Origin of the sequence: Paraburkholderia sp. GAS32, assembly GCF_050434225.1 — a bacterium.
Classification (GTDB): domain Bacteria; phylum Pseudomonadota; class Gammaproteobacteria; order Burkholderiales; family Burkholderiaceae; genus Paraburkholderia; species Paraburkholderia madseniana.
This window is the reverse complement of the sequence record NZ_JBNPVS010000012.1, coordinates 200,596-214,999: the sequence shown is the minus strand read 5'-3', so window position 1 is coordinate 214,999 and position 14,404 is coordinate 200,596. Positions and strand designations below refer to the sequence as shown.

Annotated in this window: 9 protein-coding genes; 3 read left to right on the top strand and 6 right to left on the bottom strand. The window is 61.4% G+C overall.

Annotated elements, in window-relative coordinates:
- Positions 1-272: 272 nt before the first annotated feature.
- Positions 273-1,256, bottom strand: a complete 984-nt coding sequence (locus P3T25_RS17355) for a helix-turn-helix domain-containing protein (RefSeq protein ID WP_429358496.1) — start codon at positions 1,254-1,256, stop codon at positions 273-275.
- Positions 1,257-1,580: 324 nt separating this feature from the next.
- Between P3T25_RS17355 and P3T25_RS17350 the strand changes: the two genes are divergently transcribed.
- Positions 1,581-2,357, top strand: coding sequence for an SDR family NAD(P)-dependent oxidoreductase (locus P3T25_RS17350; RefSeq protein WP_154559524.1), 777 nt, complete (start codon positions 1,581-1,583; stop codon positions 2,355-2,357).
- 68 nt (positions 2,358-2,425) lie between these two features.
- On the top strand, positions 2,426-3,964 hold the full coding sequence (locus P3T25_RS17345; protein WP_429358495.1) for an amino acid permease: 1,539 nt from the start codon (positions 2,426-2,428) through the stop codon (positions 3,962-3,964).
- Between the two features lie 127 nt (positions 3,965-4,091).
- Here the strand turns inward: P3T25_RS17345 and P3T25_RS17340 are convergent, their stop codons facing one another.
- The gene (locus tag P3T25_RS17340; protein WP_171926914.1) at positions 4,092-6,029 is read right to left on the bottom strand and encodes a hypothetical protein; all 1,938 of its coding nucleotides are present in this window, start codon (positions 6,027-6,029) and stop codon (positions 4,092-4,094) included.
- 853 nt (positions 6,030-6,882) lie between these two features.
- On the opposite strand from P3T25_RS17340, the gene P3T25_RS17335 reads away from it, so the two are divergent.
- The gene (locus P3T25_RS17335) at positions 6,883-7,968 is read left to right on the top strand and encodes a glycosyltransferase family 4 protein (protein WP_429358494.1); all 1,086 of its coding nucleotides are present in this window, start codon (positions 6,883-6,885) and stop codon (positions 7,966-7,968) included.
- A gap of 25 nt (positions 7,969-7,993) precedes the next feature.
- Here P3T25_RS17335 and P3T25_RS17330 read toward each other — a convergent pair whose 3' ends face one another.
- The 4 genes from P3T25_RS17330 to P3T25_RS17315 form a co-directional block, all read right to left on the bottom strand.
- Positions 7,994-10,384, bottom strand: a complete 2,391-nt coding sequence (locus P3T25_RS17330) for a hypothetical protein (RefSeq protein ID WP_429358493.1) — start codon at positions 10,382-10,384, stop codon at positions 7,994-7,996.
- 152 nt (positions 10,385-10,536) lie between these two features.
- Positions 10,537-10,989 carry a GDP-mannose mannosyl hydrolase gene (locus tag P3T25_RS17325; protein ID WP_154559520.1) on the bottom strand — a complete coding sequence of 151 codons (453 nt, stop codon included), beginning with the start codon at positions 10,987-10,989 and terminating at the stop codon, positions 10,537-10,539.
- Positions 10,990-11,056: 67 nt separating this feature from the next.
- On the bottom strand, positions 11,057-11,203 hold the full coding sequence (locus tag P3T25_RS17320) for a hypothetical protein (protein ID WP_429358492.1): 147 nt from the start codon (positions 11,201-11,203) through the stop codon (positions 11,057-11,059).
- A gap of 186 nt (positions 11,204-11,389) precedes the next feature.
- The gene (locus P3T25_RS17315) at positions 11,390-13,696 is read right to left on the bottom strand and encodes a hypothetical protein (RefSeq protein ID WP_429358491.1); all 2,307 of its coding nucleotides are present in this window, start codon (positions 13,694-13,696) and stop codon (positions 11,390-11,392) included.
- Positions 13,697-14,404: the final 708 nt, after the last annotated feature.

Genomic DNA, 14,404 nt, shown 5'->3' with positions numbered 1-14,404 from the left:
TCTGCTGAGTAGGCTTTCATTCACCCTGATTTTACCGCCCCCGGACCATGTCTATAGGAATCAGATAACACGACAAGTAGTCTGACGCCGGGGGATGCAAAGAAAAGTAGGTGCCGCCCCGCACAGGGGCAACGCTAATAGACCACTAACAATTCAAGGAAAGGCCAACGCCATAAGAACACTGACAAAAGCGCCGCGCAGGCAAACAAACCAAGCAAACCCGAACACCGTAGGCAAACAGACAAATAGTCGCCGCAGGCACAAAGCAACCTTCAACCCGCACGCCCCCTACTGCGCCGCCAGGTCTCCGACGGCAACTCCTCAAACTGCCCCCGATACTCGTTCGAGAAATTCCCAAAATGCCAAAACCCCCACCGCGTAGCGACTTCAGTCACCGAAGCAGAACCTCGCAACTCACGCCGCACATGATCGAGCCGAACAGCCCGTATATACGCTGAAGGATTCACCCCAAGCGTATCCTCAAACGCATACTGCAAAGTGCGCCGACTCGCGCGAAACCGAGCACATAGCTCGGCGACAGACAGCGGGCAATCCGGCGACTCTTCCACCAGCTCACGAACGCTGCGCACAAGTTGCCAGTTCCGCGCGGTACGCGCTTCGACATTCCCGTGTGGATCCGCATCCCGCATTCCCTGCAATACCTCGGCAAGACCAAATATCACCGACTTCTCGAACGCCGCCGCCACGCCGCCATCATCGAGCAACGTCGGCGTCGCAGCCACGGCGTCAAGCAATTGCTTCAGCACCTCGCGAAAGCCCTGCAAGCGGACAGGATCGACATTCAATACGCCAGGCCTCGCGCCCAGCCGCAACCCAATTTCATCGAGCTGCGAGCGCAGTAAACGATCGCCAATCGCGCCAGGCTCGATCTCCAGATTCACCACCAGATGCGTGTCGGGCGATAAAAACTCAAACCCGCCATCGCCGGAAAACACATGCAGGCCGTCACGGTGACTCGTCTGCCCGCACAGCAGCGCATGCCCTTCGAGTTGAAATGGAATGCCCACGGCGAGCTTGGACCGCGCCACCTGGCCGCGTTGATAGACCGTGCGGTTCAGCCGCTCCACCAACACCCGCACGCCGCCCGCGGCGAACGAACTCACCGAGCCGTCGAAGGCGCCGCGCGAAATCTGGCAATAGCTTTGGTTCCACGCGTCGAGCAACATCGCCTGCTCGTCGATGTTCCGGCAACAGCGAATCTCGACGGCGCTGCTTGTCTGATTGACCGGCTGCATAGCTTCTCCCGATTCTACTGGCGCTCCCCGAAAAGCCTCGTGCCGGTCAGTGTATGCGAAAAAAAATTTACGTCGCAGTGTTGGAGCGACCCATCCGGGCCACTCATGCGGCTTCCTGCGCCATGTCCGCGCAGATCACGAACACGGCGACCGCCAGATACGGCAAGCATTCAGGTTCAGATGTAATGAATTTGTCAGAAATTCGGATTTTTACGGGATTTTTACGTTTTTGCCAATTTTGGATAGTCGCCGCTTTTTGCCGCCCCTACTTTGTGCACAACGCAATGCAACACAACGCACTGGACACTGGAACGGGAGTCACGCATGAGCAGATCGGCAGGCAGGCTGGAAGGCAAGATCGCAATCGTGTCAGGCGGCGCGACCGGCGCGGGCGGCGCGGCGTCGCTGCTGTTCGCGCAGGAGGGCGCGCAGGTCGCCGTAGTCGATATCAATACCGATGCGGGCGAGGAACTCGTGACGCGAATTCGCGCGGCAGGCGGCACAGCCGAACTGTTTGCCGCCGATGTATCGAAGCGCGCAGCCGTGGACGCCGCCGTGGCAAACATCATGGCGCGCTTCGGCCGTATCGACGTGCTGTTCAACCACGCCGGCAGCATCGTCGTAAAACCGTTCGTCGATACCACCGACGAAGACTACGACTGGCTCATGAACGTCAACGTGAAAAGCATGTTCATGATGACCCGCGCGGTGCTGCCGCACATGCTCGCCGCGGGCGGCGGATCGATCGTGTGCACCGCGTCGATCTCGTCGGTCGCGGCCACGCCGCTCGAAGTGCTGTACTGCACGACCAAAGGCGCATGCGCCATGTTCGCGCGTTCGATTGCCGTCGAGTATCGCGACCGTGGCATTCGCTGCAACGCCGTATGCCCCGGTTTCATCGATACGCCGCATGGGCGTCGCGAAATCAGCGCGCTCGCGAAGTATGGCTTCGATGCGAGCGAAGCGGCGCTGTCGGTGCAGCAGGGCCGTCTGTGCGCGCCGGAAGAAGTCGCACGCGCCGCGCTCTTTCTCGCCAGCGACGACGCCAGTTTCGTCAACGGCGCACACCTGTACGTGGATAACTGCTTTACGGCTGCGTGAGCCGGTCCTTCGTCGCGCGGTCACGCCAGTTTGCCGCTTCGTCATAACCCTGTTCAAAGGATCGCGTCATGGACATCAACACGGCCGTGCCGTCGGCGGACCCCGCCGACAACGACGTCAAGCTGTTGCACAAGATGGGCTACGCGCAGGAACTGTCCCGGCGCATGGGGGCGTTCTCGAACTTCGCGGTGTCGTTCTCGCTGATCTGCATTCTGTCGGGCGGCATCACGTCGTTCCAGATGGGCTTGTCGGCGGCGGGCGGGGCGTCGATCGGACTCGGCTGGCCGCTCGGCTCGCTGTTCGCGTTGGTCGTGGCGGCGGCGATGGCGCAGATCGCATCGTCGTATCCGACAGCAGGCGGCCTCTATCACTGGAGTTCGATTCTCGGCGGCAAAATGTGGGGCTGGCTCACCGCGTGGCTGAATCTGCTCGGTCTCGTGTTCGTCGTCGCCGCGATCAACTACGGTACCTATGATCCGTTCTTTCGCACGCTGATCGCGCCGATGTTCGGTGTGAGTCCGGATTCGCTCGGCTGGTGGCAGCAGACGCTCTTTCTGACCGCGATCACCGCTTCGCAAGCATTCCTGAATCATCGCGGCATTCGCATCACCAGCAAGATCACGGACCTGTCGGGTTATCTGATCTTCGTGGTGACGGTCATGCTGGTGGTGTCCCTGCTGGTGTATTCGCCGGTCAAGATCGATCTGTCGCGGCTCTATACGTTCACCAACTTCACGGGTATCGATGGCGGCGCATGGCCCAAGCAAACCATCGCCATGGCGTTTCTGTCCGGCCTGCTGCTGACCGCTTATACGATCACGGGCTTCGACGCTTCCGCGCATACCTCGGAGGAGACGCATCAGGCGGCGCGCAATGTGCCGCGCGGCATCGTTGGCTCCGTGTTCTGGTCGACCACCTTCGGCTACGTGATGGTGTGCGCGTTCGTGCTGGTGATGCCGGATATCACTGCGGGGGTGAAGCAGGGCACCGGATTCTTCGAAGCGATTCTTGCACCGATTCCGGGACCGCTGCGCATCCTGATCGAATTGCTGATGTTCTTCATCAACTACGTATGCGGCCTCGCAGCCGTTACGTCGACCTCGCGCATGATGTTCGCGTTTGCCCGCGACGGTGGCTTGCCCGGCTCGAAGTGGCTGCGCAAGGTGAATGCGGCACACCGCACGCCGGGCGCTGCGATCTGGACCTCGGCAGTGCTGGCGATCGTGGTGACGTTGTACGGTGATGCGTTCACGGTGCTGAGCGCGGGGAGCGCGGTGTTCCTGTTCATCTCTTACGCTATGCCGATTGCAGCCGGTATTTTCGCCGAAGGGCGCACGTGGAAGGAAAAAGGGCCGTTCCAGTTGGGCATGCTGTCGAAGCCATTCGCTGTTGCAGCGGTGTTCGGCGCACTCGTGCTCGCCTATGTCGGCATGCAGCCGCCTAACCAGAAAGTGGTGTACGTGATTGTCGGTTTGCTCGCGATACTGCTGGCGATCTGGTACGGCGCGGGTGTGCGCAAGAGCTTTGCGGGCCCGCCGATCGGCAAGGTGTCGAAGGAGCGCGAGCAGGAGTTGAGCGGGATGGAGGGGCGACTGGGGGAAAGCTGAAGGAAGGCTGAAGCTCTGCGAGTGCGCGGCCAGACGCCGCTACCCATGTCTGAAAAAATAACGTCAGCCGGCCCTGAAGCCGGCTGACGTTTTTATTACATCTACCGCATGATGTGGCAGTTGCTAATTAGATACCGACGTATCCCACCGGCACCGTCGCGTTGGATTTGGCAACCGACGCGTTGTTCGACACCACATACACCGGCGATTCGGTCAGGTTGAGCGTGAGCGTACCGTTGCTGTAATTTGCGCTCGACGCATTGCCCATCATGTCGACCACCTTCACCGTGCCGCTCGTGCCCGGCGCATCCACCGTGAGGCTATACGGCACGCTATAGGTCGAGCTGAAGCCGACGCTGGCGTCCCACACGCTATTGTTGTGCGCCCACAAGGCGGTGATCACCGCGCCGTTGCCCACCTGCTGGAACGCGTAGGCGTAGACGCCGGTCGGCGTGCCGTTCACCGCTCCGAGCGTGTGCGTGCCATCGAGCGTGTGCGTCATCGCGCTGATCGCCATCGCAACCGGCTTCGGACTGATGTTCGTCGCGCCGAATGCGCCTTGCGCGTCGTTCAGGTCGAAGAACGTGCCGTAGCCGACTTCGCCCGGATAGTCCGCACCGTAGAACACGTAGGTCTGATCCGCGCCTTCACCCAGCGTGATGATGTGCATGCGTGCCGCGACCGCCGCTTGCGCGTACAGCACGTTCGCGCTCGGATAGTTCGGACCGTACGAGGTGCCGAGGTCGTAGCTGATGCCGGCTTCCGTCGAGAACAGCTTCATGCCCGGACGGTAGTCGGTGGCCATTTCAGAGCGCAGAGCGCGCATCTGGCCGCGCAGCGAACCTGAGGCGGTCGACGGGTCACTGTCGTAGCGCTCCGGCGGATGCGACGGCGAAGTGCCCGCGTCGTAGTAGCCGTGCGTTGACACCGCGTCGATGTATTTGCCGAAGCCGAGCGGCGCGAGGCGCTTCAGACGCGTCGTGGTCAGGCTCGGGAACGCGTCGGCCGGGCCCATCACCACCGCGCTCGAATCGGTCGAATGGATGCCTTGATAGACGGACTGATACAGCGCGATGAAGTTGGCGTCGGTGTCGGTCCAGAACTGGTTGGGCTCCCACGTCACCTGATAGTAGTTCGCCGACTGGGTCGGGAAGTACGCCGCGCGAATCGCGCTCGATTCCGTGCCGACGCGGCTCATGTAGCTCTGGTAATACGAAAGGCTGCTCGGCACGCTCGTGTCGTCCTGGAACGCACCGGTGCTGCTCGCCCAGGCAGGGATGCCGTCAAGACGGATCAGGCGCATCACGTTGCCGGTCTTGTAGAACGGATCGAGATTGTTCGCTGACGGATTGAAGGTGTTCGCTCCGTTCGGTTCCATCGTCGAGAGCTGGCGGTCGTCGATCGTCGACGAGATGCCGAGGTCGGCCAGCAGGGCGCCGTTGTCGTTCGCGCCCTGCATGCCGAAACGGTGCTGTTCCTGATGCGCGTAGGTGACCGCAGGCACGACCTGGGACAGGTTCGGCAGCACACCGAAGGTCGCGATGCCGACCGGGCGCGTGCCGGCCTGTGGCAGTTGACCGCCGTTCTGCGCCAGCGTGCCCGTTGCGGCGAAATAGCCGGCGAGCGTCGAGGTGCAGTTGAGCGTGATGGTCTTCGAACCGCTCGGGACGGCGGTGCTGCCGCTCGCCGCAACTCGGCCGATGGTGTCCGTGACGGCCCAGTTCAGCGTGTCGGCGTTCGGTACGTTGGTGCTGAAGGCGAGCTGGAACGCGCTGCCGGAAGCGAAGATGCGTGTGCCATCCGCGCTGGGCGTGTCGGCGGAAATGGTGGCGCTGCCGGAGCCCGCCGAGACGGCCGGCGACGTGCAACTGAGTGTCGCGACGGTGTTGCCCGCGCCGTTCACCGTGGCGGTGCCGCCGGTGCTGCTGTTGCCGGCCGCCGTCGAGTTGGACGAGCCGTTGAGCTGGGTTGTCGCGTTGTTGCTGGCGCCGTTACCGCCGCCGCCACCACCGCAGCCCGCTAGCGCGAGAGAAAGTGTCGAGAGTAGGAGTAGTTGTGATTTCATCAATCTCTAACCAATGCGTTTTCTGAACATTCGTTGGGCTCTTCGCGCAAAGCGCGTTGGGAGACGGAACGAACATCGGGGTTCAATTGCAAGCCAGCCGATAACCGAGGCTTCGACACTGGCCGTCCTGGGTGCGCAAACCATTCGTTCGCGCGAAGGTGTGATGCCTTCCCGGGTTGTCGGCCCCGAACGCATTTCTCTGCAGAGAAATTCTTATCGTACGAATCCATGCCACTCGTCATGGCGGATCTGGCGGAATCGGACGACCGGGGAAGGTGTGACGAAAACAACGAACGTCTTGAGGAACAGCGCAATCCACATCGAAGTGCTTGAGTCCATCGCGCCATTCGATGAACTTTTTACTGTCCTGAAAGCAAGAAAGGCTCTGATGGGAAGAATCGACAGCAACAATACGCATTAGTATGTTTAAAAGAAGTAACGAGTCGTTACGTATGAACATTGATGCAGTACTAATTGCATTGATCGCATCAAAAAATAGGTATGAGGAGATCAGTCTTTATCCGCCATGTGAAAGTGGGGTCGAAAAGATTTGTAACGGATGCCTAACTATACGAATCGGGATAAACCGCGGAGAAATGGGTGATAGCCCTCATTCCATAGCCGATTGAGTCTTGGAGATGGCGGAAAAGTGCTGGGCCTTCGGTGTAACGTTTCCTCGCGATAGTGACTCCGCGGCGGAACTGTCGCTGTTTTACGGAGACGAGGCTGCGTCCCGCGAAAGGGACGCGCCAGATAAACGACGATGGATGCCGACATTTTTTCGGGACCGGTACTTGCTGCTCGGCTTGTCCATCCGCTGCGCAAAAAAGGCGGTTATCCAGAGAGATAAATCGTGAGAATTCTTCAGTTGGTTCACGCACCGCGACTATCCGGGGCGGAAGTACTTGTAAAGGGGCTCGCGATTCAGCATCAGCGCGGCGGCCATGAGGTCTGTATTACGTCGCTGCTTCCCCAGCAGGACGATTTCGTCGGCATTCGTGCCGAGCTGGAAGCCGCGGGTGTCACCTGTCTGTTCCCGAGCAGCCCCCACGGCAGGGTGGGCAAATTGCTGCACCTGTATCGCGTGGTACGCCAGTTCCGCCCCGACTTCATCGTGGCGCATGCCACGCTCGCCGCACTCTATGTCCGGCTTCTGCCCGTGCACACACCGATCGCCTGGGTGATGCACTCCGGTGTCAACGACTTCGAGAACGGCGCGCTCAAGCAGGCCGAGCGCCTGCTGTCACGGCGGGCGAGAGCGATCATCGGCGTGTCGCAGAAAAATATCGACGACTACCTGCGAGAGATCGGCAAGCATCCGGCGATGGTGGTGATCCCGAATGGCGTGGACGCGTCGCTGTTCGCCGAAGACAACAACCCATCCGCACCGGATATCTCAGTGCCTGCGAAGCAGATCGTTCAGCTAGGCCGCTATATAGAAGGGAAGAGCCAGTTGGACACGATTCGTGCGTTCGAGCGTGTCGTGCAGAGCGAGCCTGAAGCGCGCCTGCTGCTGTGCGGAGTCATCGAGGAGATCCCCTATTACGAGGCGGTGGTGTCGCTGGTTCATCAGCTTGGCCTGGACAGCCGCGTGACGGTATGCGGGCCGCGCCTGGATGTCGCCGCGATTCTTCGCTCCTCGCGTGTCTTTGCCATGCCTTCGCGTTTCGAAGCGCAGAGCATCGGCTTTCTGGAGGCGCTCGCCTCGGGTATTCCTGTCGTGGCGAGCCGGATTCCGTCGTTCGGCTTCGCCAGCGGATTTGCCGGCGTCAATCTCGTCGACACGGCCGATCCGGAGGCCTATGGCCGCGCATTGCTCAAGGCGCTCGACATGCCGCGAGCGAACCGGCAACTGGCGGGATACACATTGCGCGACACGGCAGACCGCTACATGACGATCGCGCGGCAGTTCGTTCGGCCGCTGCGCGTTTCGACCTGAGCCGCGTCGGGTCGATCGGCTCGCGCTACTGCGTCAACCGGTCGATCCGCACCGTCTCCGAGAACAGCCCCGGCAGTTCGCCGAGATCCTGGGCTGCGCCCAGGGCGAAACCATCGCCTACCGGATAGCGCGTCAGCGCCGGTGCGCCGCCGGTGAAATAGAAATCGCCGAGCGTCGCGTCGATTCTCCTATAAAGCACGAGTGCCGCGTTGCGCTTGTCACGCACGAAAGCCGGAAAGACATCCGACCACGACATGCCGCGCAAGGCCGCCGCCTGGACCGGCACGGCGTTTGCATCCGCTGTGTCGAGCGTGGCAATGTCGACGACCGCGTCCTCGTTCGTTCCGTCGAGATGCGGTGTCAGAAGAATCAGCGTATTGCTCGCTTTGCCGTGCACGGCCCCGACCGTCACTTTGACGAAGTCGGGCAGGAAACTCGTCGGCAATAGCTTGCGTTCGCCGACGGTCATGCGCGTGCCGTCGTTGGCGATTGGCGTGATCGCAAGCCGGTCGTCCGCACCCTCCACCGCGACCAGTGACGCGCGTGATCCTGCAGTCTGGACTGCCAGAAGATTGGCGTTTTGCCGCAGGGTTTTTGCTTGTGCCATGAGCGTCGGCGCTGAGGCCACTGAGCCCGCTGAGCCTGTGGACGACGCCATCCAGAGGTCGAGCCCGCTATCGGCGCGTTTCTGTGCGATCAGCACGTCCGTATGTCCGGTTCCGCCGAAGTCCGCCGCCACATATTGCTGCGTCAACGCAGGCCTGAACTCGCGGCTGGTCTGAAGCCAGAGACGTGGGGCCTCGAAGCGCTCGCCTGTGCTGCGGAGCAACCAGAACGCGGTGCCACCCTGGCGCGCGGTGATGACCATCAGGTCCGCCTTGCCGTCGCCGTCGAAATCGCCGAGCAGGAAGCGCGCGCTATCGAAACACAGCTTGTCATCCGCACAACTGGGCGCCGTGGCGCGGGGATCGAAAGAGACCGTGCCGGCGTACCAGAGGGCGGGGGGCGACGCTTTCACGAGCGACGCCGCGTACACGTTGAAGCCGGGTCCGTCGTGTTGTCGCTGCACATAGACCGCGGCTTGCTCCCCCGTGCCGCCGATGTCGCCGACCATCGCGGTTGCGAGCCGCCAATCGGTCGCCTGAGTGCGTTGCGTGGTCGCCCAACGGTAGCGTGTGGTGAGCAGAGTGCAGCCGCGCATGGTGAGTTTGCCGTCGTTTTCGCCAAGACAGTGCCGCAGCGGCGTGTAGACGAGGCCGAAGTCCCACGGCGTCCAGCGCTGCGCCATGTCCCATTGATCGCAGGTCTCGGAGATCAGATAGCCGTCGCGTTCGGCGATGCATTGCGAAGTCGCGACGCTGACGAGCGCGGCGTTGCGCGGATTGCCGGGATAGACAGTCACGGGATCCCAGCGCCATTGTTGCGTGGATGAGCCCGTGCACGCGGCGAGTGTCGGCGCCTGGCCGCTGCCTGCGGAAGTTAGACAACGGCTCGCCGCCGCGTTGAAGAGCTGAATGGGATGCGATTGAAAATCCGCGATGCGGCGATCGCTGCGATCGGCGAAGGCATAGCGGCGCGCGACCCAATTACCGTCCCACTGAAACTCGCCGAATACGTGCGAAAACTCGCTGCCGTCGACAGAAAAATAGCTGGCGACGATGTCGCGCTTGCGCTGAACTTCGGCCGCCGGCACATTGCCGGGCCAGTCACCGGTCGGATAGGTGATGTGGTATTCGATCGGCACGCTTTTGTTCAGCGTCTGGGCGACGTGGCGCGTGATGCGCGCGGCGTAGATGTGATCGGGATGCTCGAGAAACGGTACGGTGTCCGGATTGAGCGTATAGATCTGCGACGCCCCGGCAAGTATCACTTTCAGTGTGGCCGACAGCGAGGCCCGATCGTATTGCGCACGCACGGAACCGTCGGCGTTCATCGGATAGGTGGAAAGCGTGGCGTGCTGTTCCCACAGGAGGCCGAGCGGTTCGCGGCCGCCGCGCACGGCGCCGCCGGGCAGGCGGAATTCGAGCAGACGCACTTGCGGCTTGGCCTTCAGCACCATCTGATGCACGAGCTTGCCGGCGATCGGAATATTCGTTTCGATCCATTCGTCAGGCACCCCCGCCATGCGCGCATACGCGAGCCGCGAGGCCCGCTCGCGGGTCTGCACGTAAGCGAAATCCGCACCGTTGGCGCCGCCGATCAGATGGACGGTGGTGATGCACCAGCCGGCGTCGAGCCGTTCGCTGATGGCGGGGTCCACAAAAAGAAGATCGTCATCGAGGTGGGCGACGACCGTGACCAGCGTCCCGGCGCCGCAATCTGCCGCGCGCGCCGCACCGGAAACGAGAGTGAAAAAAAGTAGCGCTAGAAAAGCAATGGATGAATCGCGAACGAGCCTGGCTGCCGATGATCGCATGTTTGATTCGAACCCTGACGGTGAGCTCGATCATACTGTACTGGCGTGGGCCGCCACGTTGGCGAACTCACAGTAGGCAGCACTTTGCGTGCCGGCAATGGGCCATGCGGATGGCGGGGCTGTTGGCGCGAGCGGTGGCCCTAACTCTGCCGCTAACGGAAGTAAGCCTTGGTGTTCTCGTGAACATCGGCGCGTGCGAGCAGCTCCGAAGGTGCTAGCCAGAGATAGTCGCTGTGCTGGTCGAGCCGGCCGACCGAGATGGTGCTGGTGAACTGCAGCGCATAGGCGAGCACGATGTAGTGCGTCGAGACGTCAGGCTCGGCGGCAAAATTGTCTTTGTAGTGGTGCTCGAAAACGCCCTCGAAGCGCGCGGTCGAGCGGTTCAGCCTGCCGATGCCCAATTCGGCGTCGGCAATGCGGGTGAACGCTGCGTCGAGCGTTTCGTCCTTATGAATGCGCCCGCCGGGAACGAACCATGTGCCGCGGGCAGGGCGATTGCGCCGGTGGCCGATCAACACGCGGCCCTCGGCGTCGCTGACGATCAGATCGATCGCGACCAGCGGCGTCAGACGCACCACGTCCAGGAAATCGATCTCGGTCAGCATTCCATCTCCTGCAGGGCGCGCGTCGCGTTGAACGCGTGGTGATCGTGTGGCGATGCTGAAAGCGCTATTAGTCGCCATGGTGTTCATCATCCCGGGTGAGACGGTTTGAGACATTCGCCAGCAGCAGTGCGACCAGAATCGCGCCGACCGTGGCGAAGAGAAACGCCCCAACCATCGCGGCCAGCACCAGCATTGTCCATGCGAGGCCGTTCATTTCTCGGCTCCAGCGCGTTGATATGCATGCGACGTAGTCTCCGTCTGGATTTTACGGGTGTAAGAAACGACCTGCCCTGTCACTTCACGCCGAAGTATCGTCGCGTCTCGACAGCAAGCGTTGCGTATCGAAGGATCCACGGCGGCCGCTACGCGCACCCCGCACCCCGCACCCCGCGCGGCACATCTAGCGAGGCACGTAACCCTCCGGAGTCGTGACCGCGTCCTTGAACACGCCAGCGTTGGCGGACACCACATAGATAGGCGTCGGCGAGAGCTTGAGGTTCGCGACACCGTCGCGATACGGCAAGCTCGATGGGTTGCCCATCATGTCGAACACGGTCACTTCGCCCGACGTGCCGGGCGCGTCGACACGCAGACGATAGGCCGCGCTCTGGCTCGCGCTGAAGCCGGCTTTGGCATTCCACGCGTCGTTGTCATGCGTCCACAGCGCCGTCACGATCTTGCCGCCGCCGAGCCGGCGGAACGCGTACGCGTAGACGCCTTTGGGCAGACCTTTGAGGGGCCCGAGCGTATCCGTTCCGTCGATGATCCGCGTCATCGCCGCCACCGCGAGGGCGGCGGGTTTGGGGCTGATGCGAGCGGCGCCGTAGGCGCCATTCGGATGATCGAGTTCGAAGAAAACACCATAGCCGGGCGCCGCGTCCGGCATGTCCGCGAGGTAGAACACGTAGGTCATGTCCGCGCCTTCGCCGAGCAGGATGAGATGCGTGCGCGCCACGACCGCGGCTTGCGCATACAGCACGTTCTCGCCCGGATAGTTCTTGCCATACGCAGCACCAATGTCGTAGCTGATGCCGGTTTCGGTGACGAACAGCGGCGCGCCGGGTTTCAGGTATTGACGCAACTCGTGGCGCAGCGCGCGCATTGCGGCGGGCAGAGCGCCCGGCACGGTGCCCTGGTTGCCTGGGTCGGCGACGCGCTCGGGAGGGTGCGACGGTGTCGTGCCGATGTCGTAATAGCCGTGAATGGTCATGCCATCCATATAGCGGCCGATCCCGAGCGGACCGAGACGGCGCATCTTCTCGACATTGACTTGAACCGAGGCGTACGTCACACCCATCACCACGGCATGCGGGTCCGTCTGATGAATGCCCTCCCAGACGGCCTTGTACATCGCGACGAAATTCGCGTCGGTATCGCGCCACGGCAGGCCGCCGTCGGCGTCCGGTTCCCACGTCACCTGATAGTAGTTGTCGCGCTGTTTGGGGAAGTAGGTCATCCGCGTGCGGTTGGACTCGGTGCCGACTTTGGCCATGTAGTCCTTCATTTGCGCGAGCGAGGTCGGCGCATAGCTGTGCGTCTCCTTGCCGGTCGGACTTACCCACTGAGGAATACCGTCGAGCTGGATCAGACGCATGATGTCGCCGCGCCGGAAGTAGGGAAGCAACTGCTTGCTTGCGGGATCGAACGTGCCCGCGTTTTTTGGTTCTTCCATATACCAGTTGCGATTGTCGTTCGCCCACGAAAGGCCGAGCGCGGTATAGGCCGGGCGATAGCCGTCGCCGTCGCAACAATGCTGTAGAGGCGCCAGGTAGGCAGTGCCCTGTCCGCCGAATCGATGCAGATCTTCATACGGAAAGCGTACGGCGGGTAAGGCAGTGGAGGTGTCAGGCAGTACGCCGAAAGTGGCGATCCCCGCAGGACGTGTGCCACGCGATTCAAGCTGGCCGTGTGCGCGTTCCAGCGAAGCGGAAACGGCGAAGTAGCCGGCAACGGTCGAGGCGCAACTGAGGGTCGACAGCGTGGCGCCCGCCGCAACGGGGAAGCGGCCGCTGGCCCGCACGGCATTCCAGCTATCGCGGATCTGCCAGTTGAGCGTGTCGTTTTGCGTAGGTCGTGTCGTGAAGACGAGCGCGAAAGGTTTGTCCGCTGCGAACAGGCGCGTGCCGTCGCTCGGCGTGTCCGCTTCCAGCAGATCGCCGTTTGCGGCCGCGCGCACCTGCGAGGCGGGCGCGGCGCAGCGCAGACCCTGCCCGGGCGGTGCCTTCAATGAAGTGGGCACCGTGGCTGCAGATTCCGTCGCGGCGGCGGGCGCTGCGTCTTTTTGCGCCGGGACGGCGGCCTCGGCCTTGGCCGCCGTACTCGAATCAGCCGCAGTGACCGCAACCGCGCAGCGCTTCTCCACACCGGGTGCGGGATCGCCGAACACACCGTTATTGCAATCGGCGCTGGTCGTGAACGTCTTGATGACATGTTGCTCGACCGTGCCGTACAGCACGTCGCGCGTACCACTGAACCGGCAGGTTCCATATTCCGCCGCGCATGCTGTCCACTTTCTGCCGTCGATCGTCAGATCGGCATTGCTTGCGCTGTCAGGACCGGTTGAAGCCGCTGCCGCACTACACGAGGAGGCCACGATGCCCAGCAGGATAAACGCCGCCGCCGAGGCGGCAACGCGCAGCACTAACGCGTGGGCGGCACAGGCGCCGAAGGGTGGTTGCAGCGCGCGATATTCGCATACATCAGACATGTGTTCCCCGTGTCGTTCGACGCATAGGTTCCGGCATGTTCCAACGATAAGGCGTCACCGGATGGCTAGTTGACCAGGCCATACCCGCCTCAGGTTACCTCGTGTCGCAATGTGTTGCGGAAACCGCATAGGCTATTTCCGCAATTCGATGGCGGAAACATACCGGCTCTCATCCGACAGAATCCGCCATTGGCCCGTCTATTGCCGGGCGGGCTAAAGTTGTCTTATTGCAGTGTTTCACGTTTGAAACATTAATCGTCGTGTTTATATTCTCCAGATCCTATAACAGCGAATTAAATAATTTTGTCTCTCGAAAAGTGCTTATATTAGAACCTGCTTTACATGTCTCCGCTGACCGAATATATCGTCAGAAGAAACCTCATCGGGCATCTGGTAAGAGCAATGAGTGGTGCAAGCAAGGCGGCTGCGCTCATTCTGACGACGTGATGGAAAGAAGTCACTTCAAATCCGCGAAATGATGGGCGGATCAAATTGCAACTCAAGCATTTCGAGTAGCGATTGTATGTGCGTCAACGCACAAAAAATCACATTAAATTAGCATTAAGATTCGCAGAATGTGAATTCATTCATATGCAGAATCGGCTTTTAATTCATTGAAAAAATAGTAGTGGAGTGCTTGTTCCGAAAATCACTGGCTGGCCACCAGATCGAAACGCCAACATGTCTGCACTTTCGGTCATGGCGGCT

Bases quoted from the DNA above. Each gene is read 5' to 3' on its own strand.
- P3T25_RS17315 (WP_429358491.1), bottom strand. From the start codon at position 13,696: ATGTCTGATGTATGCGAATATCGCGCGCTGCAACCACCCTTCGGCGCC.
- P3T25_RS17340 (WP_171926914.1), bottom strand. From the start codon at position 6,029: ATGAAATCACAACTACTCCTACTCTCGACACTTTCTCTCGCGCTAGCG.
- P3T25_RS17320 (WP_429358492.1), bottom strand. From the start codon at position 11,203: ATGAACGGCCTCGCATGGACAATGCTGGTGCTGGCCGCGATGGTTGGG.
- P3T25_RS17330 (WP_429358493.1), bottom strand. From the start codon at position 10,384: ATGCGATCATCGGCAGCCAGGCTCGTTCGCGATTCATCCATTGCTTTT.
- P3T25_RS17345 (WP_429358495.1), top strand. From the start codon at position 2,426: ATGGACATCAACACGGCCGTGCCGTCGGCGGACCCCGCCGACAACGAC.
- P3T25_RS17325 (WP_154559520.1), bottom strand. From the start codon at position 10,989: ATGCTGACCGAGATCGATTTCCTGGACGTGGTGCGTCTGACGCCGCTG.
- P3T25_RS17355 (WP_429358496.1), bottom strand. From the start codon at position 1,256: ATGCAGCCGGTCAATCAGACAAGCAGCGCCGTCGAGATTCGCTGTTGC.
- P3T25_RS17350 (WP_154559524.1), top strand. From the start codon at position 1,581: ATGAGCAGATCGGCAGGCAGGCTGGAAGGCAAGATCGCAATCGTGTCA.